Below are 24,659 nucleotides of genomic sequence, written 5' to 3'. Positions count from 1 at the left end.
CCGGGCCCTCGGTCCGTACCCGGGCGCCGGCGTGCCGACCCGTCCCCGGGCCGGCCACGGCTTGCTACTTCTTGTCCTTCGGGGCCTCGGCGTCGGTGGACAGCGCGGCGATGAAGGCCTCCTGCGGGACCTCCACGCGGCCGACCATCTTCATCCGCTTCTTGCCCTCCTTCTGCTTCTCCAGCAGCTTGCGCTTGCGCGAGATGTCACCGCCGTAGCACTTGGCGAGGACGTCCTTGCGGATCGCGCGGACCGTCTCACGGGCGATCACCCGGGATCCGATGGCCGCCTGGATCGGCACCTCGAACTGCTGGCGCGGGATCAGCTTCTGCAGCTTGCCGGCCATCATCACGCCGTAGTTGTACGCCTTGTCCTTGTGCACGATCGCGGAGAACGCGTCCACCGCGTCGCCGTGCAGCAGGATGTCGACCTTCACCAGGCTGGCGCTCTGCTCGCCGATGGGCTCGTAGTCGAGCGAGGCGTAGCCGCGGGTCTTGGACTTCAGCTGGTCGAAGAAGTCGAAGACGATCTCCGCGAGCGGCAGGGTGTAGCGCAGCTCGACGCGGTCCTCGGAGAGGTAGTCCATCCCCTGGAGGCTGCCGCGGCGGGACTGGCAGAGCTCCATGATCGCGCCGACGAACTCGTTGGGCGCCAGGATGGTGCCGCGCACGACCGGCTCGAACACCTCGGCGATCTTGCCGGTGGGGAACTCGCTCGGGTTGGTGACGGTGTGCTCGGTACCGTCCTCCATCACGACCCGGTAGACCACGTTCGGGGCGGTGGAGATCAGGTCGAGGTTGAACTCGCGCTCCAGGCGCTCCCGGATGATCTCCAGGTGCAGCAGGCCGAGGAAGCCGCAGCGGTAACCGAAGCCGAGCGCGACCGAGGTCTCCGGCTCGTACACCAGCGCGGCGTCGTTCAGGCGCAGCTTGTCGAGGGCGTCGCGCAGCAGCGGGTAGTCCGAGCCGTCCAGCGGGTAGAGGCCGGAGAACACCATCGGGCGCGGGTCCTTGTAGCCGCCCAGCGCCACGGTGGCGCCCTTGTGCATCGAGGTGATCGTGTCACCGACCTTGGACTGCCGGACGTCCTTCACCCCGGTGATGATGTAGCCCACCTCGCCGACGCCGAGGCCGTCGGCGACCTTCGGCTCGGGCGAGATGACACCGATCTCCAGCAGCTCGTGGGTCGCGCCGGTCGACATCATGGCGATGCGCTCGCGCTTGTTGAGCTGGCCGTCCACGACACGGACGTAGGTGACGACGCCGCGGTAGGAGTCGTACACCGAGTCGAAGATCATCGCGCGGGCCGGCGCGTCGGCCACGCCGACCGGGGCCGGGATGTTGTCGACGATGTGGTCGAGCAGCTCCTCGACGCCGAGGCCGGTCTTGGCGCTCACCTTGAGCACGTCGCCCGGGTCGCAGCCGATGATGTGGGCGATCTCCGCGGCGTACTTCTCCGGCTGGGCGGCCGGGAGGTCGATCTTGTTCAGCACCGGGATGATCGTGAGGTCGTTCTCCAGCGCCAGGTACAGGTTGGCGAGGGTCTGCGCCTCGATGCCCTGCGCGGCGTCGACGACCAGGATGGTGCCCTCGCACGCGGCGAGGGACCGGGACACCTCGTACGTGAAGTCCACGTGGCCCGGGGTGTCGATCATGTTGAGGATGTGCGTCGTCCCGGCGTTCGGCCCGGTCTTCGGCGCCCACGGCAGACGGACGGCCTGCGACTTGATGGTGATACCGCGCTCGCGCTCGATGTCCATCCGGTCGAGGTACTGGGCGCGCATCTGCCGGGGGTCGACGACACCGGTGATCTGCAGCATCCGGTCGGCGAGCGTCGACTTGCCGTGGTCGATGTGGGCGATGATGCAGAAGTTGCGGATCAGCGCCGGGTCGGTACGGCTGGGCTGGGGCACATTGCTGGGGGTCGCGGGCACCTTGGTCCGATTCTCCGTTGGTCCGGGGGGCCGGGGGCGTCCGGGTCATCACTGACCGGCCTTCCCGGGGACCGGACGGTCGTCCGATCGAAATAGTCCCTCCCATCTTCCCACGAGCGGGGGGTGCCCTGCCGATGAGGTGCCCCGCGGTGGCACGATGGCGCTCCATGATCCTCGAAAGCGCACTGCTGGACGTCCTGCCCGGCCGCGAGGACGCCTTCCTCGCCGCGTTCGCCGAGGCCGAACCGCTGATCGCGGTGCAGGACGGGTTCCGCTCGCTGGAACTGCGCCGCTGTCTGGACGCCGGCCGGAGCTCCCGCTTCCTCCTCCAGGTCGCATGGGACACCCTGGAGCACCACACCGAGGGATTCCGGCGCTCCGCGGAGTACCGGCGGTGGCGCGAGCTGCTGCACCCCTACTACGAGCCCTTCCCCGAGGTGGAGCACTACGGGGAGCCGCTGTCCGCGGTGCGGCGGGCGTAGCGGGGCGTTCGGGGGGCGGGCCGGGAGTGTTCGGGGGCGGGGGCGTTCGGGGGTGGCCGGCCGCAGCCGAAGGTGGTGGGCCGGGTGGTGGGCGCCGGTTTGGGACGGCCGCTGCGCCCCTGGTACCGTGGACTGCTGCACCTGGCCCTCGGCATGCCCTCTCAGCTGGTCCGACGGCCGCCGGTGCGTCCCGAACCATCGATTCACACAGACTGAGGCTCTTTCGTGGCGAACATCAAGTCCCAGATCAAGCGCAACAAGACCAACGAGAAGGCGCGCCTGCGCAACAAGGCCGTCAAGTCCTCGCTGAAGACCGCTCTGCGCAAGGCCCGTGAGGCCGCTGCCGCCGGCGAGACCGAGAAGGCCGTCGAGCTGGCCCGCGCCGCCTCCAAGGCGCTGGACAAGGCCGCGAGCAAGGGCATCATCCACGCCAACCAGGCCGCCAACAAGAAGTCGGCGATCACCAAGCGCATCAACGCCGTCCAGGCCTGACGCCCCGGGGCCCTCAGGCCCCAGCCCCCTCAGGAGGACCCGGCCCTCTACCCGGACCCCTGAGGCGCAGCACGAACTTCGCACCGCACGCGGCCTGCGTTCGCCACGCGGGTGCGGTGCACAGAGATCGACCAGAAGCGCCAGCTCATAGGCCCTTCCGCTACTGCCCGATCGGTCCCCACCGGTCGGGCAGTACGCATTTTGTACACATGGACCTGATCGCCCCTTCTACGCGGCGAGCGCAGTCCGGGCCGCGAGTGCGGAGGCACGGGCCGCGTCGAGGGCGTTCGCCACCTCGTCGAGGCGGTCCGGGAACAGGTGTCCGTACACGTCGAGGGTCATCGCCGCCGACTTGTGGCCGAGCATCTGCTGAACGACCTTCACGTCCGCGCCGGCTGCGATGGCGAGCGAGGCCGCGGTGTGGCGGAGCTTGTGCGGGGTGAGGCCGAGGCCGTCGAGGCCGGCCGCCTTCACCGCCGGGTCGAAGATGGTCGAGCGGAACTCCCAGTAGCCCATCGGCTCGCCGTCGCGGCCGGTGAACAGCAGCGCGTCCCGCCCCTTGCCTTTGAGCGCGTCCCGCAGGTCGGAGATCAGCGACCCGAGGATCGGCACGGACCGCTTCTCGTGGTTCTTCACGTCCTTGAGCAGTAGCCCGCCGCCACGCTTACGGGTGTACGCCTGAACCACCCGCAGCCTCCGCGTGGAGACCTGCACCCGGCCGGCCTTCAGGGCCGAGACCTCGCCCCACCGGATCCCGCAGTAGGCCAGCACGAGCAGCATCAGCGCGTGATCCCCCGCCGCCGCGGCCAGCGCCTCGACCTGGTCGTGTGTGAGGTAGACGTGATCGTCGTCGTCCTCGTCCTGCGGGAGTTCGTGGTCGACGGCCGGGCTGACGGCGATCTTCCCCGTCTTCACGGCGTACTTGAGCACCATGCCGAACACCAGGTGCGTCTTGGCAATCCGGGCCGGGGACAGCGGCTTGCCCCGCGCGCCGGGCGTGTTGCACAGCTCGGTCAGCCACTCCGAGACGTTCTCCCACTGGATCGAGCCGACCGGCCACGTCCCCCACTTCGGCAGGACGTACAGGTCGAGCAGTTCGCGGTAGTCGTCCTTGGTGCGCTCGCCGGGCCGACGGAGCGATCCGAACCAAGCGGCGGCCACGTCCGCGAACAGGGTCTTACCCTGCTTCGGATCGCGGTAGGTGCCCTTGTCGAGCCGTTCCAGCGTCTCCTGCTGGCACTTCTCGGCAGCAGGCAGCTTTCCGAAGGTGCGGGCCTTCGGCTTACCGTCCGGGTCGTACCATCGGACCCGCCACCGGCCCGGCTCGACCCGCTTGCTGCCGGCCTTCTTCGCCGTGCGCCATTTCTCCATCGCGGTGGCGTAGTCCTTCTGGGTGGAGCGGTCCTCGATCCAGACCCGTGCCATCAGTCACCCCCGCCCGGCTCCATGAGTCCCTGACCCCGCAGCAACTCGTCGGCCGGGAGGCCCGCCTCCCGGAGCCTGGCATTCACCAGTGCGGTGTCCTGCGGGTGCATCTGCCGAAGCCACTGGGGCAACCCGTAGAGCTGGTGCTCCAGCATCTCGGTCCGCTCCTTGCCAGGAGACAGCTTGAGCGGCCGATTCCCATGAGCCCAACGCCACGCATCCATCGCGGGGACGGTGCCCCCACCGGTGATCTCGACGGGAACCGTCGGGTCATCGGTGAGCGGCAGCAGGAGCGACGACGGTGAGACCCCGAGTACTGCAGCCAGAGCCATCAGGTCGTCGACATCTACTCGTCGGTCACCCCGCTCCAGCTTGGAGATGGCGGAGGGGGTGATCGCCCTGCCGGCGTCGAGGAGAAGCCGCGCGAGCTGGTAGGTCGAGAGGCCACGACGCTCACGGACTCGACGCACGTTCGCGGCCACTGCCGCCGAGGTGGGGCCCATCTCGACGGCGCCGCGGCCGGCCTTTCGCTGCTCTGTCATGCGCCCCAGATTAGGCGCTAGACGAATCTGCCTTAGGTGTGGATGTTCTGCTATCGTCCTTCGCATGGGTCTACTTTGACCCTGACTGCTTCTAAAGTCAACTCAGCTGGAGTTAAAGTGGCCGCCATTGAGCTTCTGAGCCCCCGCGAAGTTCACATCGCCTACGGCATCGCGCCGCAGACCCTCGCCAACTACCGGTGGCAGGGCGTCGGTCCCGCCTTCATCAAGCTGACCCCCGGACGGGGCGGTCGAATCCGCTACCGCCGCCGCGACATCGAGAAGTGGCTCGACGCCCAGACCATCGCGGCCTGACAACGCGAACGGCCCCCACCAGGACAGCAATCCGGACAGGGGCCTGACGCCTCCGACAACGACAAAGCCCCGGTCATCGGCCAAGAGGACCCGGGGCCCGTCACCTCACGAAGGAGAACGCTGTGAACCAGACTACGGGCTCCCTGCCCAAGACCACCAGCACGCCCACGCCCGAGGACGTGATGGCGCTCGTCCACGCCACCCCGGACCCGCGCGCGACCGCCCAGGTCCTGCTGGAGTCGATCCGCGCCCTGGAGGGCGGCCCGATCACCACCGACGCGCTGCGCTACCTGCCCCTGGCCGGCCTCCTCGACCGCGTCGGCCTGCAGTTCCACGAGGTCGGACCCGCAGACCTCCCGGACTACCTCCGCAGCAAGTTCAGCGGCATGCTGCTCCAGCACATCGACGGCCACGCCATGCTCGTCATGCCCGCCGACCAGGACCCCGACGAGCGCGACCGGGTCGCCCGCCAGCTGATCTGGCGCCACATGACCGACCCGGTCCGCCACAGCCGGCCCATCCACCTCCCGACCGCCAAGGTCGAGGCCGGCTGATGAACCGCCGCACCACCACCGAGGCCCCCGCCACCACGGCGGGGGCCCTCGGGCCGTCCCCGTACGGCCTCACCCGCCGCGAGACGCGCGCCGAGCTCCGTCGCCTGTCCGCCGCCGGCTGGCAGCTGTGGGAGCTGCGCCGCCGATTCACCGCCCGCCAGGCCGAGAAGGAGGTGACCTCGTGCTGAGCGCCCTCGACCGCGTCCACGACGCCCTGTCCGCCGTCGGCAGCCGCAGCGACCACACCGGCCGCTCCTGGCAGTGTCCCGCCCACGACGACACCTCGCCGTCCCTGTCCGTCGGGCGCGGCAGCCGCGGTGCCGACGTCGTCGTCCACTGCCACGCCGGATGCCCCACCGAGGACGTCGTCACCGCCCTCGGCCTCACCCTCGCCGACCTGTTCGACGAGCCCCGAGAGAACAGGAACCACCGGCCCGTGAAGGTCGCCGAGTACCCGTACTGCGACGAGCAGGGCGCACTCCTGTACACCGTCGTCCGCTACCAGCCGAAGACCTTCCGGCAGTACGCCGCGGACGGTAGTCCGAGCATCAAGGGCATCCGCCGTGTCCCCTACCGGCTGCCGCAGGTCCTCGCCGAGGCTGCCGCCGGCGGCCTGGTCCTGGTCGTCGAGGGCGAGAAGGACGTCGACAACCTCACCGCCGCCGGTGTCGTGGCGACCTGCAACTCGGGCGGCGCCGGGAAGTGGACCGACGACCACGCGCAGGCCCTGCGCGGCGCGGGCGAGGTGGTCGTCGTCGCCGACCGCGACGAACCCGGCCGGGCCCATGCCGCCCAGGTCGCGGCCTCCCTGCAGCGGGCCGGAGTCCCGCACCGGGTCGTCGAGCCCGCCGCGGGCAAGGACGTCTCCGACCACCTCGCCGCCGGCCTCGGCTACGCCGACCTGGTGACCGCCGAAGTGCGTCCCACAAATCCCAGAATCCCGGGGCCGTCCCAGTCTCCGGACCCCCACGGCCATTCTGGGATTTCTGGGATGCGATCCGGGGATGATGGGTGGGACGAGCCGATCCCCCTCGACGCCCGACCGCTCCCGCCGTTCCCAGTCGAGCACCTGGGCGAACTCGGAGCGTTCGTCACCGCCAACGCCGCCTCCCTGCAGGTCCCGCCCGACCTGGTCGCGTTCGCCGCCCTCGCCACCATCTCCGCCGCCACCGGCGGCCGGCGCCGCGTCCGGGTCAAGGCCGACTGGTACGAGTCGACGGCCCTGTACCTCGCTGCGCTCGCCGACTCCTCGGAGAAGAAGACCCCAGCGCTCAACGCCGCCGCCGCGCCGCTGCGCGAGATCGAGGACGACCTGATCGAAGCCGCCCGCCCGCAGGTCGAGGCCACCGCCCAGGAGATCCGGATCACGCAGGGCCAGATGGCCAAGGCCGAGCAGAAGGCCGCCAGCGACAAGCCCGACAACGCCCTCGCGGACGCCGAGGCCGCCCGGACCAAGCTCCTCGAACTCGGCGAGCAGCCGGAGCTGCCGCGCCTGCTCATCCGTGACGCCACGTTGGAGGCCATCGCCAAGGTGATGCACGGCCAGGGCGGCCGGATCGGGCTCCTCGCCTCCGAGGGCGGGCTCATCAAGGTGGCCGGAGGCCTGTACGGCAACAACGGCAAGGCGAACACCGACCTGCTGTTGGAGGCGTACACCGGCAGCCCCTACACCATCGACCGCACCGGCCGGTCCTCCGCCCGTATGTCCGCCACGTTCCTGGCCATCGGACTCATCGTGCAGCCTGGCGTGTTCAGCGGACTGGAGAAGAAGAACCCCGAGTTCCGGGAGAACGGTCTGCTCGGCCGCTTCCTGTACGGGCGGCCCGCCGCCACCGAGGAAGACACCTTCGACTCCCCGCCCGTCCCGGCCGCAGTCACGGACGCCTACGCCAAGCGCATCCGCGCCCTGGTCGAGCGTGTGTGGAACCGCAGCGAGGTCACCACCCTCGACCTCGACCCGGACGCCCGCGCCCTGTTCGGCGAGTACTACAACGGCTTCGCCAAGCGCCGCAAGCCCGGCGGCGACCTCCACCAGGTCGCCGACTGGGCAGGCAAGTTCCGCGGCCAGCTCATCCGCATCGCCGCCTGCCTCACCGTGTACGAGAGCCCCGAGGCCACCGTCGTCACCCGCGAACGCATGGCCGCCGTGATCGCCATGGCCCCGTACTTCATCGCCCACGCCAAGGCCGTGTTCGACCTCATGGGCGCCGACGGCGAGGGCCGCCTCGGACCGCTGCGGGACGTCCTCGCGTGGCTACGCTCCCGGCCCGACCCCGCCGCCCCGTTCACCGCCCGGCAGGCGTGGCAGGCCCTCAAGGGCCGCAAGTGGGCCAGCGAGATGGACGACATGACCGCCGCCCTCGGCGAGCTGGAAGACCACGGCTGGATCGCACTCCAGCCCCCGCCCGACCGTCCCGCCGGCACCCGGGGCCGCAAGCCCTCGCCGACCTTCGACGTCCACCCGTGGGTTCACACCCCGCCTCCCCGCCGTCAGGAGTCCCAGTGACCACCGAGCAGCACATCACCCGGGAAACGGCCGTGCGCCTCATCGCGGACGCCGTCGAGGCCGCGCGACTGCGGGCCGCGTCCGAACACGCTCCCCGTTTTTAGCCCGGCACGGCCGGGAGGCCCCGCGCCCATTCCCCCGCATCCCTTTCCGCGTGAGTGATCACACAAGCAACGTGACGCAAGGAGGAACCGCCCATGTCCAAGCAGCCCGATTCCGAGGCCGTTCGGGCCCGTCGCCACAGGGCTCATCGCCGGGGAGATCACTCCCTCTGCCGTGCCGAGAACTGCGACCGGGCGCCGAGGGAGACGGTTCCCTTCGAACTGCCGCCTGCAGGTGACTCGGTGACCGCCGCCGTGCTGGAGTTCATCGAGACCGTGCCTCCCGGCGCCGACGGTGGTCCGCAGCTGGTGCTGGCCCGGTGCGCCCTGAGGCTCGCCGCCTCGATCGACGCGAATGCGTCCGGCCTGCCTGGCCTCGTCAGGGAGTTGACGACCGTGATGTCCCAGCTGGCGGAGACCGGCGACGGCGAGGACGAGCTGTCCGACCTGCGAGCGCGGCGAGCGGCGCGCAGGGCCGTCCTGCTCACGGAGACTGCAGGATGACCGGCCCCGGGTATGTCGAGGGCGCGCTCGTCACTGGGGTGAGCGCGCACGTCCTCGACCGCATCCTGGCCGCGCCGCACGTCTCCGCCGTCCTCGCGTCCCTCCCCCCGTGGATGCGTCCCGAGGTGGACGCCACCCGCCGGGCCGTGCGACGAGCCGCCCGCGCCTACGAGGCCCTGCCGACGGCCGCGGACGGCAATACGGAACTTCCGCCCGATGCCCCTGGGCCACAGTGGGAGCACGAGATCACGACGGCGGAGGCCGGGGCCATCCTGGCCCTGAGCCAGCGGCGAATCCGGCAGATCGCGGCGGCTCACGACGGGATGGGCCGGCGCACTGGAGGCCGGTGGTTGTTGGACCGGTCCGCCGTCTTGGCCTACAGGGAACGCAGCGTCCGGCCGGCAGATGACCCGGCAGGCGTGGCCCCCACCGCTCCGGGCGGCGCCCCCGGTGCGGTCGGGGCTGGCGCCCGGCAGGCCGCCTGATCTCGTCCCGCGGGAACGAGCGGCCCTCGGAGCCTTCCGAGGGCCGCTCTGCCGAATCAGGACACAGGAGGAGTTCATGGCTGTGCAGCACTACGGTCGGCCCATGGTGGCGGACCCGGAGCTGACCCCGACGGCTCAGTCCAACGAGACGCTGGTCCCTGCGCTGCTCGTCGAGCGCGCCGGCTACGTTGCGCGCGGGCTGGCCGATCGGGTGGCGCAGGTCGATGCCGAGCTCGCCCGCCTTGGCTGCAGGCCCGCCCGAGGGAGCCAGGCACATGATGGGGTCTGACGAGGTCGCGCACCGCATGTACGCAGAGCTGGGCACGGAAGCAAGGGCTGCCGTGGACTCGTGGCGGGGGCTGGGTGTCGACATGACGACGGCGCTGCTCAACTCCGGCGCGCTGGGCGGGCGGCGATACCAGGCAGGCGAACCGGACGACTGGCACCGCCGCAAGCTCAACCCGGACGACGTGGAGCTGCAGAGCACATGCGAGCACGAGGCGGCGCATGCGGTGGTTGCCCGCGCGCTCGGCCTCGGGCCGGTCGTGGCGGTGATCAACGAGGACGGACGGTCCGGGGTGACCAGCTTCCGCAGCACGTCCCCGTTCGGGTCCGCCATGGTCGCCGCAGCGGCCGAGGTCTGGATCACGGAGTTCCGGCACATTGCCTTCCCCGGCGCGCGTCAGCGGGAGTTCAGCCACGACCGGCTGATGGTGGTCCGCAACACGACCGGGGACATGCAGGCGAGGGATACCTACCAACGCGCGCGGGAGATCCTGGCGGAGCACCGCGAGGAAGTCCTCGCCGCGGCACACCAGCTGAGGCGGGCCGGGCGCTTGGCGCTGGACTGATGACCGAGCGGGTGACCCTCGACACCGGGACCGCCAGCTCCATCGACCGAACCCTAGAGGGGAAGAAGACCATGACGTACCAGCTCAACCCCGACAGCGAAGCGCCCGGCCAGGGCCTCGCCGCCTTCGGTCGCGGGTCCGCATTCCCGTTGGAGTGGGGCACACCGCCCGGCACCCGGTTCAGCGAGGAGCGGGCCGCATGGGTCCTTGCCCGGGTGGCCGAGCAACGGGCCCTGCAGACCGTCCGGCGCCGCGCACTCGCCAGCAGGGCAACTCGACACCTGCACGGCCCCGCCGCACGCGCTCTCCTCATCCACCGCCGCTTCGCCCCCGGGGATGCCGCATGAAGCCCACCAACGCCCCTTCCTGGGACGAACACCTGAAGACCTGCCACGCCTGGGAACAGAGCCGCCTCACCGCATGCAGGGCCGGAGCCGACCAAGGCGAAAGGGCGTACCGCGCCGCCCGAGTGACGAGTCTCGTCATCCCTGGCGAGGTGCACGCCGCACGCCAACGCGGCTGGCGACGAGCCGGCGAAGCGTTCGAGCGCTCCACGCCGCGCCCGACCTTCAACGGCACCCGCAAGGCCGTCCCCCTCCTGTTCATCACCCCCGACCAGGAGGGCGCCGACAGCCCGCTGGCCTGATCGACACATGCCGGACCGTCCTGCTCCCGGGTGAGCGGCCCGGCACTGGCGAAGGCCAGCCGCCGGAGCCGGCCAGTTTTTGGAGGAGGCGACTCCCCAGCCCCGCGCCCAACTTCCAAAATTCTCTCCCCGGCGCTGACCAGCCGATACGCGATTCCTGACCGGCTGATGCGGCGCCCGTGCGCCCGGCTGCCACCACGGCGGCCGGGCGCATCGCTGCGTCACGCGGCTGTTGCAACCACAGTGCCCGGCGTAGCGTTACGGCTATGCGTGAGAGTGACTGCCCCATGTGCGACCAGCCGATCGACGGCGCCGGCTACCTCGTGGCGGGCGCGCGCAGGATTCGCCGCCGCTGGCACGCGGAAGTGCTGTTGATCTGTGGCGTCTGCTACGACCGCGGCGGGCCGGACCCTGCGACCGGCCTGTCCCGCCCCGCCGCGACCCGTGAGTCCGCCGAATGTCGCTGGCGCGAGCTGGTCGGCAGGGGGGAGCTTCTACCCGCCACGCCTTGCGCGAACTGCGGTCGCCTGGTGGTACGGAAGGGGGATCCGCTGTTGAAGCGGGTGACCTGTTCCCACGTCTGCTCTACCGATCTCACACGTAGCCGTAACGGGGGTCAGGGCTCCGGCCAGCCGTGCGAGAGCTGCGAGGCCGTCATCGACACCGGCCGCGCGGACGCCCGCTTCTGCGGCTCCGCGTGCAGGCAGCGGGCCTACCGCGCGCGTAGATCTCACGCGCAGCCGTAACGAATCCGTACAGGCACCTGTGTGGGCCTGAGAGCAACGCAGATCCGCGAAACCGCGCACATCCGCCACTCTCGGCCGCCATCCTGGTGGTCCACCCGGCAGAGAGAGGGAGAGCGCCGTGAAGCTCAGGTTCCTCGGCACCACCAGCGACAGTGGCAACTGCCCGACGCTGTACGAGACGGAGGCCGGCGACATCGTGGTCCAGGGCGACCGGCTCACCGACCCCGAAGCCCTCGCCCAGCTTCGGGACGTGAAGGACTCCGAGACTTTCGTCGTCATCCCGCGCGAGCTGCTCGTACGCTTCGCGCCGAAGGAGTAGCGCGGTGTCGAACATCCTCCCCTTCGAGGCAGTCGCCCACTTCTTCGAGGACTTCGAGCACACCGCGTTCCGGCTGGAGACGCGCCGCGGGTACGCCGTCGACATCGGCACCGAGCGCTACGAGCGCTTCATTCGGGGCGAAGCGCTTCCCTTCGAGCCCGACAACCCGTGGCACGCCAACGTGCGGCGCCAGACCGCAGCCGGCAAGCGCTTCGAGCGCGTCCGCCTGGTCGACGAGCCGATCACCCTCGGCCAGCGGTTCCTGCTCGTGTCGGGGCTCGGCAACGCCGAGGCCGGGGAGGACATCCGGAACCTGCCCCGCGCCGAGGGTGATCGGCTCAGCCTCCCCCGGTTCGACTTCTGGCTGTTCGACTCCCGGGTACTGGCCCGCTTCCACTTCGACGGGTCGGATAACACCCTCGGCGTCGAGATCACCGAGGACCCGGCCGATGTCCTGTCCGCGTGTCAGGCACGCGACGCGGCATGGCACTTCGCCGTACCGACCCGGGAGTTCGCCGCCCGGGTACTCTCCGGCGTGTGAGCACCGACTTCCAGCAGGCCCGGCTGTCCCTCGGTGCGCGGTTGCGTGAACTGCGCACCGAGGCAGGCGTGAACGGCCGGGACCTCGCCGCCCGGCTCGGCTGGCCCGCGTCGAAGGTGTCGAAGTTGGAGAACGGCAAGCAGACGGCCACTCCCCTGGACCTGCAGGCATGGGCTGAGGCTGTCGGCCGCCCGGAGTCCGCGGGGGAGCTGAAGGGACGCCTGCAGGGGCTGGAGTCCCGCTACCGGGCGTGGAAGCGCCTGTTGGCCGGCGGGCACCGGGCCCGGCAGGAGGTGGGGGTGTCGCACAGCCAGGAGACGACGGTGACGACCGGCTACGAACCGGGCATCATCCCGGGCCTGTTCCAGATCCCCGAGTACGCCCGTCACGTCCTCACGCACGCCTGCGACCTGCACGACAGCCCACGCGACATCGAGGACGGCGTCCGGGCACGCATGCGCCGGCAGGAAGCCCTCTACCAGGCCGGGAAGCGGTTCCGGTTCATCGTGGCCGAAGCCGCGCTGTACGTACAGATCTGCCCGCCCGACGTCCTGGCCGCACAGCTCGACCGGCTCGGCGGGCTCCTGGGCCTCGACAACGTCGAGCTGGGGATCGTCCCGCTGGGTGCCCCGGTGTCTGTGATCCCGAAGCACGGATTCTGGATCTTCGATGATCGGCTGGCGATCGTCGAGACGTGGAACACCGAGATGTGGCTCGACGACCGGTCGGACATCGCGCTGTACTACAAGGTCTGGGGGAAGCTGCACGACGCCGCGGTGTACGGGCCAGCGGCGCACAGGCTGATAGCCCGCGCCCGGGCATCGCTCACTCCTGTGTGAGCAACTTCCCGAACTCTGCACAGGTGCGGGAGAAATCCCGAGCAATCTCCGGGATAGCGAGCAATCCGGACACCTACGGTGCTGGTCACGCGGATACAGCGGATCCACCGTGGGAGGCACGCATGATGTTCCACCAGTCGCTTCCGGGCAGCCAGGCCCTGGCCGAACTGTTGGACATGGTCCACCGACAGTGGGGCGCAACCGCTGCGGACCAGCCTGCAGCGGCCAGCGGGGAGGCCCCCGCGGGTGAGCGGCCGGCCGAACTCGGCATGTGCCCGGACTGCGGTCTCTGGGTGCGAGGGCCGTGGATCGAGGACCTGACCCCGCACACCTCCCTTGTCGAGCACGCTGGTTGCCCAGCGGCATAGTGCTGAGCGCGCCCCGGTCGGCGGACCGGGGCGCACTCTTGATCAGATGGCCGTCTCAGCTCCGCCAGTGGACGGCGGATCGGGCCGGGTTGGCCGGGTCGTCGATGATCGAGAACCCCTTTCGGGGCCCCTCTCCAGACGCGTGTTGCTGTTGCTGTTGCTCGCTCTGACCAGCAGCAACACCGGCCAGAAGGGGCTGGAGAGCGGTCGGGGGGAGCGGGGGCAGATCGTCCCGCCTCACCCCGGTAGACACCCCCCGGTCTCGCACGCGCACCCCCCGGTTGATGGGGACGCCCGCGGCCGTGCACATCTCGCGGATGCGGTCGGTCGCGGTCTCGTCCCCGAGGATCGCGGCGGCGAGCTGGGCGAGGTGCGCGCCCTTCTCGCCGCCGATGATCAGGTGGAGGGTGGCGAGGAACGCGGTCGTCTCCTCCTCGCTCGGGCCGGCCTCGGGCGCCTCGGCGGCGGCCGGGGTGGTGCACCAGGAGGTGATGAGCCAGCCGGCGGCGAGGGGCCACCAGAGGACGGGGGCGGCGGCGAGCATCCCGGCCGCGAAGGCGACGCCGAGGATGGTGCCGATGACGCGGGCGATGCCGGACTTGACGCCGTCCCGGGCCCACCAGGCGGTCACGCGGTGGAGGAGCACTCCCCCGCCGGCCAGCAGGCGGCCGGTCACTGGATGGCCATGGTGACTGCGGCGCCGAGGGCGTTGACGGCTGAGGCGAGGGGGACGGCGGCGGCTCCGGCGACGGTGCCGGACAGGCCGAGGCACGCACCCCCGAGGGACCCGGCGATCACCTTGCGGACCGGGACGGCGCTGGCCCACCTGACCAGGCAGATCACGGTGACGGTGAGCAGAAGGACCGTGACGTAGCCGCCGCTGGTGAGGGCGACCTGCTGAGCTCGCGTGGTGTCGGCGGTGCTGCCACCGACCCCGAAGACCAAGGCCAGGTCACCGAGACCGCTGGCGCCCCACAGGGCGATCCCGAAGACGCCGGAGAGGAGCCCGCCGGTGGAGATGATCCCGATCATCCCGTAGGCGATGGACAGGAGGTAGGGGACGGCGGCGGCCGGCCTGTGCGCCTCGTGGAACCACCAGCGCACGCCGATGCCGATGAGAACGCTGATGCCGACGCAGAGGCCGCCGAGGGTGACGGTGTTCATGGTGATCCTCACAGGGAGAACAGGCCGGCCAGGAAGGCACAGGCGAGCAGGACAAGGAAGGTGGTCCGCAGCACGGCGGGCAGGGCGTGGGGAGCGACGGCGGCCAGGCCGGTGAACCCGGCCGCCGTCAGCAGCAGCCACACCGCGAGGGCGAGCAGCATGGGGAGCGGCCTCTCAGACGGCCGCGGGTACGGAGCGAAGCGCGTCCTGTACCCGCTGGGCGCGGGCCTGGCCGATGCCGTACTCGGCGCGCAGGGTACGGATCGAGGGCACGCCGCCGCGGGCGAGTACACCCGCGAACCGTGAGCGGGCGGTGTCGGCGAGGTCGTCCCGTTCGTCCTGTTCAGCGGCCGTGTACTCGGCGGGTACGGTGCGCTCGGGTACGTACTCGGCGTGTACCTCGACCCGCTTGCGCGCCCCCTTGGCGGCGGCCGTTGCCGGCCGGGCAAGGACTGCCCCGACCCGATCGGGCAGCGGCAGGAACTCCAGCCGTACCCGCTCCGGGAGCGGGGTGTACCCGGCGGGTACAGGCTCCGGGTGCACCGGGCCGTCGGTGGGGTACGCGCCGCTGACCCCACCCGGCGAGATGGCCTCGATGGCGTCGAGGGTGTGCAGGCTCTGCAGCCCCTTTCCGTCGGCCAGACTGGCGGGACCCGCAGGGGTACGCAGTGAGTGAGTACCCTTCTCGATCTCCTCGGCGCGGCCCGCAACGCGACCGCCCGCAGTCAGGCCCCCGAGGGACCCAACGAACTCGGGTCCTTCCGGGACCCCTGTGAGGGACACCGTGTCCCCCACAACCGTGGCGATATCGCCACGGTCGGAGGCTGCTTCGGTGATCACCGTATGAGGCTGGTCACCGGCCTGCATGGTGCTCTCCACCACGGAGGCCGCACCGGCCGCCGGCTGTTCGGCAGCCAGCAGCCCGTGCACCTGCCGCATCAGCGCGCCGAACGCCAGCAGCGCGGCGGTCGGCGGGACGGCGGCCGTGATGTAGTCGAGCGGGTCGGTGCCCTCGACGCCGGCGATGTTCAGCGCGATGCTGCCGCCCGAGCCAGCCACGGTCAGCCCGATCGCCCACCAGTCCGGGCGCCGGGCCAGCGAGGCCCGCAGCATCATCAGCTCTCCGGCGACGATGAACAGGTCGAGGGTGGCCGGCCACGCCCAGGCCCGCGCCGGCGAGGCGCCGAGTCCGTGTCCGGCGGCCACGGTGTGCAGGTGGGCGTAGGACAGCCAGAACGCGGCGCCGGTCAGGGCCACGATCACCAGGGCGGCAGCGCCGGTCAGCCAGCGCTCGGCAGTGGTGGTCACAGGGCACCGTCCCCGCGGTCGTCGTACCGGCCGATGCGGGCCTGCAGGTGGACGCTGCACGGTCCGCCGGTGAGGTTGGCGTAGGCGGAGGCGCCGACCAGGTCGAGGCCGTCAGCGTCCCACGGGGCCATCCGGCGTTCGATGCGGGCGGCCAGCCGGTACACCACGGCGAGCAGGACGTCTCGCGGGTCGTCCACGCTGAGGTCCATGGACAGCATCAGCAGGTGCAGCGGGCTCGTGGCCGCGAAGTCCGGCAGGCGTCGCCGGGGCCTGGGCATGGCGGGGGTAGGGTCGTGCGTCAAGGTCGGACTCCCTGTTGTGAGGGGTCCGGCTCAGGCGTCGTCCGGTGTCTCACCACCGGGCGGCGCCGCTCTCGTCTGCAGTACACATTCAGTACACATGAGTGCGAGATGAGCCGGGATAGCGAGGGATAACGCGGGATTGCGTTTCCCCAGGTCAACCGGCCTATAGGGCTGTTTCCGCTGGTCAGTCAGATGTCTCGAACACACGCGGCCTGCGTTCGCCACGCGGGTGCGGTGCACACGGCTCTGCCGGAGGCCCCGATTCATCGGAGGCCTCGACCACTGCCCGACCGGTCCCCACCGGTCGGGCAGTCGCGTTTCCGGGGCCGTCGTGTTCCGGCGCCGTCGCGTTTCCGGGGCCGGGTGGTGGCGGGCCCGGGCCGGGCACCGGGCACCGGGCTCGATGTCCCGGGAACCGGCCCTACCGCTATGGTCGTCGGACATCGAGGGATCACCGGAGGTACGGAGACGGGCACGGAGACGGCTCGCACCCGGGTACCGACGGCGCCGGGAACGAATCCGGCGGAACCGGATCCAGGGGTACGGATTCAGGGGGGACGAGTATGACGGCACCACCGCCGCCGCAGAGCGGGCAGGGGTTCGGCAGCTTCCCGCAGCAGCAGTCTCAGCAGCCCGCACCGAACGGCGGTGTCCAGGGCTTCGGCCCGCCGCCCGGCCTGCCCGCGTCACCGGGACTGCCCGCCTCGCCGGGGCTGCCCCCGGCCGGTAGCGGCGGCAGCGGCCCCGGCGGCAACCGGGGCGGGAACCTGCGCCGCAACACCGTCTGGGCGTTCACCGGCGCGCTGCTCGTCTCGGCGGCCTGGGCCACCGCGGTGTTCACCGTTCCCGGCCTCGTCGGCGAAGGCGGCGGCGGAGCGCAGAAGCTGCACGGCTACCGGGTCGTCGACGACCTCTGCAAAACCGGCAAGTTCACCAAGTTCGAGCAGACCTACCGGATGGTCGACAACTACCCGAAGCCCCGGTTCAGTCGGCACACGTCACTGGACACCATGAGCTGCTTCGCCTACATGAAGCGCTCGGTCACCGGCGAGGACCTGCCCGACTACGCCACGGTCGACCTTCAGGTCCAGCTGCACAAGACCGTCGACTCGGCCCCCGAGTTCGCCGGCACCAAGGCCGCGTACACGCAGCAGAAGTACGAGCTGACCGACGTGCCGAACTACGGCGACGAGGCGTACCTCGCCTACCGGGACGAGGCGACCGGCTCCACCAGCAGCTACCACGACGTCAACTACGTCCTGATGATCCGGCACGGCGGCATGACGATGAGCTTCACCTGGATCGGCAGCTACCAGTCGGGCAAGACCAAGGTCGTGGAGAAGGACACCATCCGGCAGGCCCTGCTCTCCGACGGCCGGGACGCCATGAAGGCCATCGGCGGGTCCTGACCGACCCACCGGCGCCCGCCGGCCCGGGCAGCCGCGGGGGCGGCGCCCGGGCCGCACCGGGTGCTCAGGGAGGGCAGACCGGTGCGCGGGGCGGTACGACCGATGGCGACAGGCCGGCCGGTGCGCGGGCGGTACGGCCGGGGTCTCGGACCTCGCATAGCGGCCGGATCCCGGGTTGCCGAGCTCGGGACTGCCGGGCTGGGGACTGCCGGGCTGGGGACTGCCGGGCTCAGTACTGCCGGGCGCCGGCGCGGGAGGCCCTCGCCACGGCGACCACGGCCCGCTCCAGGGCGTAGGCCGGGTCGTCGGAGCCGCCCTTGACCGCCGCGTCGGCCTGCGCGATGGCGGTCAGCGCGGTCGCCACGCCGTCACCCGTCCAGCCGCGCATCTGCTGGCGGACCCGGTCGACCTTCCACGGTGGCATGCCCAACTCGCGCGCCAGGTCCGCCGGACGCATGTTGCGCCCGGCGGTGGCCAGCCGCCCGATGCTGCGGACGCCGGAGGCCAGCGCGTACGTGATGCCGGTGGGCGGCTGCCCGACGGCCAGGGCCCAGCGCAGCCGCTCCAGCGCCTCGGCCGCCCGCCCGGTGACCGCCAGGTCGGCGACCTCGAAGCCGGTCGCCTCGGCCCGCCCGCTGTAGTACCGGGCCACCACGCTCTCGTCGATCGTGCCCTCGACGTCGGAGGTCAACTGGCTGCACGCGGCGGCCAGCTCGCGCAGGTCGCTGCCGAGCGCGTCGAGCAGCGCCTGACAGGCCTCCGGGCTCGCCGAGCGCCCGAGGGTGCGGAACTCGCCCTTCACGAAGGCCAGTCGCTCCGACGCCTTGGCGAGCTTCGCGCACGCGACCTCCCGGCCGCCCGCCTTCCGTCCGGCGTCCAGCAGGCCCTTGCCCTTGGCCCCGCCGGCGTGCACCAGGACGAGGATCACCTCATCGGCCGGGGCCTCGATGTACGCCTTGACCTCCTTCACCGACTCGGCGGAGAGGTCCTGCGCGGCCCGGACCACGATCACCTTGCGCTCCGCGAACAGCGAGGGCGTGGTGAGCTCGGCGAGCGCGCCAGGCTGCAGCGCCCCGGGGGCGAGGTCACGGACGTCGGTGTCGGGGTCGGCCGCCTTCGCCGCCGCCACCACCTGGGCGACCGCGCGGTCGAGCAGCAGCTCCTCCTGACCGACCGCAAGGGTCAGCGGAGCGAGCAGGTCATCGGGAGCACTCTTCCTGGCCATCGCCTACCAGCATCCCACGCCCCGCGGACACTCCCCGGCCCCCGAGGCGCACCCACCCCCCGCCGCGCCTCCCGAACCCCGACCTCCCGGCACCTCCCCTCTCCTGTTGATCAAGGGCGACCTCCGTGCGGAAGCCCCGGAGGCGGTCGGCAGAATGGGCGGGTGAGTGACAAGCGTGTGAACGACGAACAGGGACGTGGTGCGGTGGAGGGCTTCGACCCGCAGCAGAGGCAGCTGCTGGTACTGGCCGACCGGGACGCCGCCGACGAGGTGGCCGAGGAGTTGAGCGCCCGTCACGCCGACCTCGGGGAGCTGGAGGTCGTCCGGGACGCACTGGCCGGTGAGGACGACGCCGATGACGCCCAGTGGCTGGTGGTCGTGGAACCCCCCGAGGAGGGGTGGACGGTCGAGCGGCTGCGCGGCCTGGACGAGCTGGTGGCCGAGTACGACGGCTGGCGCGAGGAGAGCTGAGGCCCGCGGGCCGCTCGCGGGGAGCCACGGTCACTCCCCCGCCGGGTGGGTGACCACCCCGAGCTCGGCCGGCGTCGAGCCGAGCACGGCGATGTCACCGGCCTGGTCGGTGCGCAGCACGGTCGCCCCGAGCGCGCGCAGCCGGTCGACCGTCCGGGGCGAGGGGTGGCCGTAGGAGTTGCCCCGCCCGCAGGAGATCAGCGCGAGGCGCGGGTCGAGCGCCGCGGCCAGCCCCCAGTCCTGGTGGGCGGAACCGTGGTGGGCCACCTTGAGGACGTCGACCCGGCCGGGCCCGGGCCGGGCAAGCAGCGCGGCCTGGGCCGGGGGTTCGAGGTCGCCGAGCAGGGCGAGCCGCAGGCCCCCGCCGAGCGTGACGAGCAGGGCGACGCTGGCGTTGTTGGCGCCCGGGGCCCAGGCCCCGGCCGGCGCGTCCGGCCAGAGCACCTCCCAGCTGAGGCCCGGTCCTGCGGTGCGGCGCTCGCCGCGCCCGGCCCGCAGCAGCGGGACCCCGGCAGCCGCTGCCCACCGCCGGACCCGCTCGGCCTCGCCCGGCGGATCGTCCAGGGTGCTGCCCTGGATCGCGCCGACCCGGCGCCCGCGCAGCACTCCGGGGATGCCCTCGGCGTGGTCCGCGTGGAAGTGGGTGATCAGCAGGAGCGGTACGGCGGTGATGCCGAGGGAGCGCAGGCAGCGGTCGGCCGCCCGCGGATCGGGGCCGGCATCGACCACCACCGCGCTGTCGGCACCGGTCCCCACACCAGCACCGGCACCGGCTCCGGTGCCGCCGTCCGGGGTGACGGGCAGTACCAGCATGTCGCCCTGCCCGACGTCGCACATGGCCAGCCGCCATCCCGGCGGGGGCCAGCCGGTGGCGACCCGGGTGAGCAGCGGGGGTCGCCACAGGACGACCAGCAGGGCTGCTGCCAGTGCGCCCGCCACGGCCGGCCGCAGCCGCGCCGCCCTGCGGCCGCCGCCGGGTGCGAGCAGCAGCGGGGCCGCCCAGCAGGCCGCGAGGGTGGCGACGGCGAGCGCCGCGGTGCCCAGGAGGGTGTCCGGCCAGGCCAGTTGTGCGCCGGGGAGGCTCGCGCCGTGCCGGGCCACCGCGGCGAGCCAGCCCGTCGGGACGGCCGCCGCCTCGGCGAGCGCCCCGGCGGCCGCCGGGGAGAGCGGTTCGACGGCGAGGACGGTGAAGCCGAGCAGGGTGGCGGGGGCGACCGCGAGTTCGGCGAGCAGGTTGCACGGGATCCCGACCAGGCTGACGTGCCCGGAGAGCAGCACGGTGACGGGTGCGCAGAGCGCCTGGGCGGCTGCCGCGGCCGCGACCGCGGCGGCCGGGCGGGGCGGCCAGCCCCGGGCCCGCAGCGCGTCGGCCCAGCGCGGGCCGAGCACCAGCAGCCCGGTGGTGGCGAGCACCGAGAGCAGGAACCCGTACGAGCGGGCCAGGGACGGATCCAGCAGCACCAGGACCAGGACCGTGCCGGAGAGCGCCGGGACGGCCTGCCGGGGACGGCCGGTGGCGAGGGCGAGCAGCCCGATCAGGCCGGTGCCGGCGGCCCGGAGCACACTGGGTTCCGGTCGGCACACGACCACGAAGGCCAGGACGAGGGCCGCCCCGGCGGTCGCGGTGCCGCGCAGCGAGAGTCCGCAGAGGGCGGCGAGCCCGCTGCGTTCGGCCGTTCCCGCCCGGCCGGGCACGCCGATCAGGACGCCCAGGACGATGGCGAGGTTGGCGCCGCTGACGGCCGTCAGGTGGGCCAGGTCGGTGGCCCGGAAGGCGTCCCGCAGGTCGTCGGGGAGGCGTGAGGTGTCGCCGACGACCAGGCCCGGGAGGAGCCCGCGGGCGTCCGCAGGAAGCCCGTCGGTGGCCGAGCGCAGGCCCGCCCGCAGTCGGCCCGCGACCCGCTGCGGGAGGCTGGGGCCCGCGAGGACTCGGGGCGGCCCCTGTGGGAGCAGCAGGGTCGACGACTCCTCCCCGTGCCCCTGGCCGGGCGGTGCGACCCTGGCCTCGACCGCGAGCCGGGTGGAGGGCAGCAGCGACTGCCAGGCGGCGGTGTCCGGTGCCCGGACCAGGACGGTGACCGGCGTCCGGGTCCGCGTGGTGCTGCCGGGCGGCGGACCGCCCGCGGGGGCGGTGAGCACGGTGACGTGGTCGGCCACGGCGTCCACGGTGAGGTACGCGCGGCCCGCGGTGGTCCCCCTGGTCCGGGAGGTGCCCGTGCTGGGATCGCCGGTGACGGTCAGTTCGACGCCTGCCGTCGGCGGCCGCGGTGACGGTTCGCGGGGGCCGGTCTCGCCGTGGGCGGCGGCTGCGGCGGGACGGGCGAGGGCCGGCAGCGGGCCCCGGTGGAGGTCGGCGGTGTGCAGCACGGTGGCCGCGACCGCTGCCGCACCGGTGAGCAGGGCGGCGGCCGCCGTGACCGCCGCACCCCGGCGGCCCGCCGCTCGCCGGAGCAGCAGGACCGCGATCAGGGTGGCGGTACCCGCGGCGACGGCGAGGAGGAGGCCGTGGCCGGCCCCGGGGCCGAGCGCCAGGGCGGTGACCAGCCAGGCGGAGGCGGCGGGGAGCAGCAACGGCGTCGGGGCCCTCGGCGAGGGTGCGTCCGCGGCGGGCCACGGGGAGGTGGGCCCGTTCGCGGAGGGCACCGGAGGGCGGAGGACCGGGATGGAGAGCACGGCGGGCACCTCCCTTCGGGGCGGTCAGAGGGTGAGCAGCGGTCGGAGTTCGGCGTAGGTGCGCTCCCCGATCCCGCCGACCTGGCGCAGTTGGTCGAGCGAGCGGAACGGACCGTGGGCCTGCCGGTGTGCGAGGATGCGCCGGGCGAGGGTCGGGCCGACACCGGGGAGGGTGTCGAGTTGTTCGAGGGTGGCCCGGTTGAGGCTGATCGGCTGCCGGGGCGCCGTGCCGACCGGGGCCGGCAGCTGGACCTGCGGAGGCTGGGGCACTGCTGTCTCCCCGACCAGGATCTGCTCGCCGTCCGTCAGGACCCGGGCCAGGTTGAGCGCCCGGGTGTCCGTGCCGGGCAGCGCGCCCCCGGCCACCCGCAGGGCATCCGCCACGCGCGCTCCGCCCGGGAGGGTGTGCACGCCCGGGGTCGGCACCCGGCCGGCGATGTCCACCACCACCGGGTCCGCGCCGCCCGGGGCGCCCGGGGTGCCGGGGGCGACCGCTCCGGCCGGGCCGCCGGCCGCCGGAGACGGGGCGTACGGGGAGGCGGCGTCCGACGGCCCCGGCACCCCCGGCCCGGCGGGCGCGGCACCGGCGGAGGCCACGGCCTCGGCGCGCGGCACGGGCAACGGAACCTCCTGCGGCCGACCGAGCCAGAAGTGCTGCGCGGCGTAGGCGACGGCGATCAACAGCAGGACGCCGAGCCCGACCGCCGCTCGCCGGTCGAGCAGGACGGCCCGGCCGAACCGCTGCAGACCCCCGCCCCGAACGGGCTCGGGCAGCCCGAACGGATCGTCGGACACCTCAGGGACGTCGGACGTCCCGTTGGAATCGGACGTCCCGGCGGAGTCGGATGCCCCGTGCGGCGGCGGGTCGGGCCCCGCACCCCGACCTCCCACGGCCGGTCCCTCGCCCGCGGCCGGTCCGCCGGCCACGGGTGCCCCACCCGCACGCCCGTCCGGCGGAGGGAACAGGGCGGCCAACCTCAGCCGCGCAACGGCTCCGGCAGCCCCGGCCCCGCGGCCACCCCCACCGAAAGCACCACCCGCAGCACCACTCACAGCACCACTCACGGCACTCGAACGCTTACGAAGAGTCGTCATGCGGAGCACCGTAGACGACTCCGCCCGCCCGCAGGGAAAACATCCGGGACCCTGTGGACAACCCGGCCCTGTGGAAAACCACTGTCGCCCGAACGAGTGAACCAGGCCCACGCCACGCCCACGATCCGGAACACCCAGGACCCGGAACACCCAGAGGCATCCCGTGACACCCCGGACGCCCGGACCACCGGACCGCCCGCGCCCGCCTCAGCGCGGCGAGACGACCACCGCGAGCAGCCCCGGCCCGACGTGCGCACCGATCACCGCACCGACCTCGCTCACCTGCAGCTCCCGCAGCCCGGGCACCCGGACCCGCAGCCGCTCCGCCAGCGGCTCGGCGCGGTCCTCGGCGGCCAGGTGGTGCACGGCGATGTCGACCTCCCGCTCCCCGGCGTGCTCGACGGCGATCTCCTCCAGCCTGGCGATGGCGCGGGAAGCCGTCCGGACCTTCTCCAGCGGCTCGATCCGCCCGCCCGCGAGGTGCAGCAGCGGCTTCACGGCCAGCGCCGAGCCCAGCAGGGCCCGGGCGGCTCCGATCCTGCCGCCGCGGCGCAGGTACTCCAGCGTGTCGACGTAGAAGAAGCCGCTGGTCCCGGCCGCGCGGTCGACGGCGGCGCCGGCCGCCTCGTCCAGTCCCCGGCCCCCCGCTACGGCCTCGGCCGCCGCCAGCACCGCGTACCCGAGGGCCATGCCGACCAGCCGGCTGTCGACCACCCGCACCGGGACGGGCGCTTCGGCGGCGGCCAGCAGGGCGGCCTCGTGGGTGCCTGACAGCTCGCCGGAGATGTGCACCGAGATGATCCCGCGGGCGCCGGCCTCGGCTGCGGCCCGGTACGCGGCGGCGAAGGTCTCCGGGTTGGGGCGGGAGGTGGTCACCCGCTGCCGGCCGCGCAGCGCCTCGGCGACGTCCTTCGGCGAGATCTCGACGCCCTCGGCGAGGACGGTGTCGCCGACCGCGACGCTCAGCGGGACGACGGTGATGCCGTGGCGGTCGATGGCCTCCTGCGGCAGGTAGGCCGTGGAATCCGTGACGAGGGCGAGGTCGGCGGGCATGTGCCGGAGGTTACCCCCCGCCCGGCGCGGACGACAGCGCCGTGTCGCAGCCGACGTCCTGCTCGACCGCCCCGCGGCCGGACCCACGCGCGCGACCCGGATCACCGTCCCGGATCCACCGACGCGGATCGCCGACCCGGTAACGCGACGCAGCCGGACGCCCGAACGAAACCGGAGGCCCGCCCGAACGGAGGCGGGCGCCGCCGCCGACGGACCGGGACACCGGAAGCACGGAGCCGGAGGCCCGCCCGAACGGGACGGCCCCGGGCGCCACGAACGAAGCAGGCCGGCGGACCCAAGGTCCACCGGCCCG

General features: G+C 72.6%; 29 protein-coding genes. 17 read left to right on the top strand and 12 right to left on the bottom strand.

Translation table 11 applies throughout. The annotated features are described in order from the left end of the window. Positions 1–64: 64 nt before the first annotated feature. Positions 65–1,933: a translation elongation factor 4 gene (lepA, locus tag ACWGB8_RS17385; protein ID WP_452214348.1), complete on the bottom strand. Its 1,869-nt coding sequence runs from the start codon at positions 1,931–1,933 to the stop codon at positions 65–67. 167 nt (positions 1,934–2,100) lie between these two features. Here lepA and ACWGB8_RS17380 point away from each other — a divergent pair, with 167 nt between their 5' ends. Together ACWGB8_RS17380 and rpsT are read left to right on the top strand one after the other, a co-directional pair. Further along, positions 2,101–2,415 carry an antibiotic biosynthesis monooxygenase family protein gene (locus tag ACWGB8_RS17380; protein ID WP_452214347.1) on the top strand — a complete coding sequence of 105 codons (315 nt, stop codon included), beginning with the start codon at positions 2,101–2,103 and terminating at the stop codon, positions 2,413–2,415. Positions 2,416–2,640: 225 nt separating this feature from the next. Continuing rightward, positions 2,641–2,907: a 30S ribosomal protein S20 gene (gene rpsT / locus ACWGB8_RS17375; protein WP_452214346.1), complete on the top strand. Its 267-nt coding sequence runs from the start codon at positions 2,641–2,643 to the stop codon at positions 2,905–2,907. 228 nt (positions 2,908–3,135) lie between these two features. Here the strand turns inward: rpsT and ACWGB8_RS17370 are convergent, their stop codons facing one another. After that, a complete protein-coding gene (locus tag ACWGB8_RS17370; RefSeq protein ID WP_452214345.1) occupies positions 3,136–4,332 on the bottom strand; it encodes a tyrosine-type recombinase/integrase in 1,197 nt (398 codons plus the stop codon). Beyond that, positions 4,332–4,874 (bottom strand): helix-turn-helix domain-containing protein, encoded by a 543-nt coding sequence (locus tag ACWGB8_RS17365; RefSeq protein WP_452214344.1) that lies wholly within the window; start codon positions 4,872–4,874, stop codon positions 4,332–4,334. The genes ACWGB8_RS17370 and ACWGB8_RS17365 overlap by 1 nt, the downstream gene beginning before the upstream one ends. A gap of 117 nt (positions 4,875–4,991) precedes the next feature. Here ACWGB8_RS17365 and ACWGB8_RS17360 point away from each other — a divergent pair, with 117 nt between their 5' ends. The 13 genes from ACWGB8_RS17360 (at position 4,992) to ACWGB8_RS17300 (ending at position 13,278) form a co-directional block, all read left to right on the top strand. Further along, positions 4,992–5,186 (top strand): helix-turn-helix domain-containing protein, encoded by a 195-nt coding sequence (locus tag ACWGB8_RS17360; protein WP_452214343.1) that lies wholly within the window; start codon positions 4,992–4,994, stop codon positions 5,184–5,186. A 122-nt stretch (positions 5,187–5,308) separates the two neighbouring features. Then, positions 5,309–5,740, top strand: coding sequence for a hypothetical protein (locus ACWGB8_RS17355; protein WP_452214342.1), 432 nt, complete (start codon positions 5,309–5,311; stop codon positions 5,738–5,740). Beyond that, positions 5,740–5,928, top strand: a complete 189-nt coding sequence (locus ACWGB8_RS17350; protein WP_452214341.1) for a hypothetical protein — start codon at positions 5,740–5,742, stop codon at positions 5,926–5,928. Before ACWGB8_RS17355 ends, ACWGB8_RS17350 begins: the two co-directional genes overlap by 1 nt. Next, positions 5,922–8,246, top strand: coding sequence for a DUF3987 domain-containing protein (locus ACWGB8_RS17345; RefSeq protein WP_452214340.1), 2,325 nt, complete (start codon positions 5,922–5,924; stop codon positions 8,244–8,246). The genes ACWGB8_RS17350 and ACWGB8_RS17345 overlap by 7 nt, the downstream gene beginning before the upstream one ends. 344 nt (positions 8,247–8,590) lie before the next feature. After that, positions 8,591–8,851 (top strand): hypothetical protein, encoded by a 261-nt coding sequence (locus ACWGB8_RS17340; protein WP_452214339.1) that lies wholly within the window; start codon positions 8,591–8,593, stop codon positions 8,849–8,851. After that, on the top strand, positions 8,848–9,336 hold the full coding sequence (locus ACWGB8_RS17335) for a helix-turn-helix domain-containing protein (protein WP_452214338.1): 489 nt from the start codon (positions 8,848–8,850) through the stop codon (positions 9,334–9,336). Before ACWGB8_RS17340 ends, ACWGB8_RS17335 begins: the two co-directional genes overlap by 4 nt. A gap of 76 nt (positions 9,337–9,412) precedes the next feature. Next, complete coding sequence (locus tag ACWGB8_RS17330; protein ID WP_452214337.1) at positions 9,413–9,625, top strand: hypothetical protein; 213 nt, start codon at positions 9,413–9,415, stop codon at positions 9,623–9,625. Beyond that, entirely contained in the window at positions 9,612–10,187 is a 576-nt protein-coding gene (locus ACWGB8_RS17325) for a hypothetical protein (protein WP_452214336.1), read from the top strand. Before ACWGB8_RS17330 ends, ACWGB8_RS17325 begins: the two co-directional genes overlap by 14 nt. Further along, complete coding sequence (locus tag ACWGB8_RS17320; RefSeq protein WP_452214335.1) at positions 10,187–10,534, top strand: hypothetical protein; 348 nt, start codon at positions 10,187–10,189, stop codon at positions 10,532–10,534. The genes ACWGB8_RS17325 and ACWGB8_RS17320 overlap by 1 nt, the downstream gene beginning before the upstream one ends. After that, positions 10,531–10,833, top strand: a complete 303-nt coding sequence (locus ACWGB8_RS17315; protein WP_452214334.1) for a hypothetical protein — start codon at positions 10,531–10,533, stop codon at positions 10,831–10,833. The genes ACWGB8_RS17320 and ACWGB8_RS17315 overlap by 4 nt, the downstream gene beginning before the upstream one ends. Before the next feature lie 864 nt (positions 10,834–11,697). Beyond that, positions 11,698–11,898 carry a hypothetical protein gene (locus tag ACWGB8_RS17310; protein WP_452214333.1) on the top strand — a complete coding sequence of 67 codons (201 nt, stop codon included), beginning with the start codon at positions 11,698–11,700 and terminating at the stop codon, positions 11,896–11,898. A 4-nt stretch (positions 11,899–11,902) separates the two neighbouring features. Beyond that, the gene (locus ACWGB8_RS17305; RefSeq protein ID WP_452214332.1) at positions 11,903–12,439 is read left to right on the top strand and encodes a DUF6879 family protein; all 537 of its coding nucleotides are present in this window, start codon (positions 11,903–11,905) and stop codon (positions 12,437–12,439) included. Next, the gene (locus tag ACWGB8_RS17300) at positions 12,436–13,278 is read left to right on the top strand and encodes a helix-turn-helix domain-containing protein (RefSeq protein ID WP_452214331.1); all 843 of its coding nucleotides are present in this window, start codon (positions 12,436–12,438) and stop codon (positions 13,276–13,278) included. Before ACWGB8_RS17305 ends, ACWGB8_RS17300 begins: the two co-directional genes overlap by 4 nt. 423 nt (positions 13,279–13,701) lie before the next feature. On the opposite strand, the gene ACWGB8_RS17295 is transcribed toward ACWGB8_RS17300, so the two are convergent. The 5 genes from ACWGB8_RS17295 to ACWGB8_RS17275 are packed head-to-tail and all read right to left on the bottom strand — an operon-like array spanning position 13,702 to position 16,420. Then, positions 13,702–14,322, bottom strand: coding sequence for a hypothetical protein (locus ACWGB8_RS17295; protein WP_452214330.1), 621 nt, complete (start codon positions 14,320–14,322; stop codon positions 13,702–13,704). Then, positions 14,319–14,810 (bottom strand): hypothetical protein, encoded by a 492-nt coding sequence (locus ACWGB8_RS17290; protein ID WP_452214329.1) that lies wholly within the window; start codon positions 14,808–14,810, stop codon positions 14,319–14,321. The genes ACWGB8_RS17295 and ACWGB8_RS17290 overlap by 4 nt, the downstream gene beginning before the upstream one ends. A gap of 8 nt (positions 14,811–14,818) precedes the next feature. After that, entirely contained in the window at positions 14,819–14,971 is a 153-nt protein-coding gene (locus tag ACWGB8_RS17285) for a hypothetical protein (RefSeq protein WP_452214328.1), read from the bottom strand. 13 nt (positions 14,972–14,984) lie between these two features. Beyond that, positions 14,985–16,118 carry a DUF2637 domain-containing protein gene (locus tag ACWGB8_RS17280; protein ID WP_452214327.1) on the bottom strand — a complete coding sequence of 378 codons (1,134 nt, stop codon included), beginning with the start codon at positions 16,116–16,118 and terminating at the stop codon, positions 14,985–14,987. After that, positions 16,115–16,420 (bottom strand): hypothetical protein, encoded by a 306-nt coding sequence (locus tag ACWGB8_RS17275; RefSeq protein WP_452214326.1) that lies wholly within the window; start codon positions 16,418–16,420, stop codon positions 16,115–16,117. Before ACWGB8_RS17275 ends, ACWGB8_RS17280 begins: the two co-directional genes overlap by 4 nt. Before the next feature lie 563 nt (positions 16,421–16,983). On the opposite strand from ACWGB8_RS17275, the gene ACWGB8_RS17270 reads away from it, so the two are divergent. Continuing rightward, positions 16,984–17,829 (top strand): hypothetical protein, encoded by an 846-nt coding sequence (locus ACWGB8_RS17270; protein WP_452214325.1) that lies wholly within the window; start codon positions 16,984–16,986, stop codon positions 17,827–17,829. A gap of 229 nt (positions 17,830–18,058) precedes the next feature. Here ACWGB8_RS17270 and holA read toward each other — a convergent pair whose 3' ends face one another. Continuing rightward, complete coding sequence (gene holA / locus ACWGB8_RS17265; RefSeq protein ID WP_452214324.1) at positions 18,059–19,054, bottom strand: DNA polymerase III subunit delta; 996 nt, start codon at positions 19,052–19,054, stop codon at positions 18,059–18,061. A 234-nt stretch (positions 19,055–19,288) separates the two neighbouring features. Here holA and ACWGB8_RS17260 point away from each other — a divergent pair, with 234 nt between their 5' ends. Next, positions 19,289–19,525, top strand: coding sequence for a hypothetical protein (locus tag ACWGB8_RS17260; protein WP_452214360.1), 237 nt, complete (start codon positions 19,289–19,291; stop codon positions 19,523–19,525). A gap of 30 nt (positions 19,526–19,555) precedes the next feature. Here the strand turns inward: ACWGB8_RS17260 and ACWGB8_RS17255 are convergent, their stop codons facing one another. The 3 genes from ACWGB8_RS17255 to ACWGB8_RS17245 form a co-directional block, all read right to left on the bottom strand. After that, on the bottom strand, positions 19,556–22,198 hold the full coding sequence (locus ACWGB8_RS17255) for a ComEC/Rec2 family competence protein (protein ID WP_452214323.1): 2,643 nt from the start codon (positions 22,196–22,198) through the stop codon (positions 19,556–19,558). 24 nt (positions 22,199–22,222) lie between these two features. After that, on the bottom strand, positions 22,223–22,993 hold the full coding sequence (locus ACWGB8_RS17250; RefSeq protein ID WP_452214322.1) for a helix-hairpin-helix domain-containing protein: 771 nt from the start codon (positions 22,991–22,993) through the stop codon (positions 22,223–22,225). 507 nt (positions 22,994–23,500) lie between these two features. Continuing rightward, positions 23,501–24,346: a DegV family protein gene (locus ACWGB8_RS17245; protein ID WP_452214321.1), complete on the bottom strand. Its 846-nt coding sequence runs from the start codon at positions 24,344–24,346 to the stop codon at positions 23,501–23,503. Between the last annotated feature and the right edge of the window lie 313 nt (positions 24,347–24,659).

The organism is Kitasatospora sp. NPDC054939, assembly GCF_053610105.1.
The sequence above is the reverse complement of the archived record's forward strand: the minus strand, read 5'-3'. Positions and strand labels throughout refer to the sequence as shown.

Bases quoted from the DNA above. Each gene is read 5' to 3' on its own strand.
- holA (WP_452214324.1), bottom strand. From the start codon at position 19,054: ATGGCCAGGAAGAGTGCTCCCGATGACCTGCTCGCTCCGCTGACCCTT.
- ACWGB8_RS17330 (WP_452214337.1), top strand. From the start codon at position 9,413: ATGGCTGTGCAGCACTACGGTCGGCCCATGGTGGCGGACCCGGAGCTG.
- ACWGB8_RS17325 (WP_452214336.1), top strand. From the start codon at position 9,612: ATGATGGGGTCTGACGAGGTCGCGCACCGCATGTACGCAGAGCTGGGC.
- ACWGB8_RS17290 (WP_452214329.1), bottom strand. From the start codon at position 14,810: ATGAACACCGTCACCCTCGGCGGCCTCTGCGTCGGCATCAGCGTTCTC.
- ACWGB8_RS17370 (WP_452214345.1), bottom strand. From the start codon at position 4,332: ATGGCACGGGTCTGGATCGAGGACCGCTCCACCCAGAAGGACTACGCC.
- ACWGB8_RS17365 (WP_452214344.1), bottom strand. From the start codon at position 4,874: ATGACAGAGCAGCGAAAGGCCGGCCGCGGCGCCGTCGAGATGGGCCCC.
- ACWGB8_RS17380 (WP_452214347.1), top strand. From the start codon at position 2,101: ATGATCCTCGAAAGCGCACTGCTGGACGTCCTGCCCGGCCGCGAGGAC.
- ACWGB8_RS17285 (WP_452214328.1), bottom strand. From the start codon at position 14,971: ATGCTGCTCGCCCTCGCGGTGTGGCTGCTGCTGACGGCGGCCGGGTTC.
- ACWGB8_RS17335 (WP_452214338.1), top strand. From the start codon at position 8,848: ATGACCGGCCCCGGGTATGTCGAGGGCGCGCTCGTCACTGGGGTGAGC.
- ACWGB8_RS17315 (WP_452214334.1), top strand. From the start codon at position 10,531: ATGAAGCCCACCAACGCCCCTTCCTGGGACGAACACCTGAAGACCTGC.
- ACWGB8_RS17270 (WP_452214325.1), top strand. From the start codon at position 16,984: ATGACGGCACCACCGCCGCCGCAGAGCGGGCAGGGGTTCGGCAGCTTC.
- ACWGB8_RS17245 (WP_452214321.1), bottom strand. From the start codon at position 24,346: ATGCCCGCCGACCTCGCCCTCGTCACGGATTCCACGGCCTACCTGCCG.
- ACWGB8_RS17350 (WP_452214341.1), top strand. From the start codon at position 5,740: ATGAACCGCCGCACCACCACCGAGGCCCCCGCCACCACGGCGGGGGCC.
- ACWGB8_RS17320 (WP_452214335.1), top strand. From the start codon at position 10,187: ATGACCGAGCGGGTGACCCTCGACACCGGGACCGCCAGCTCCATCGAC.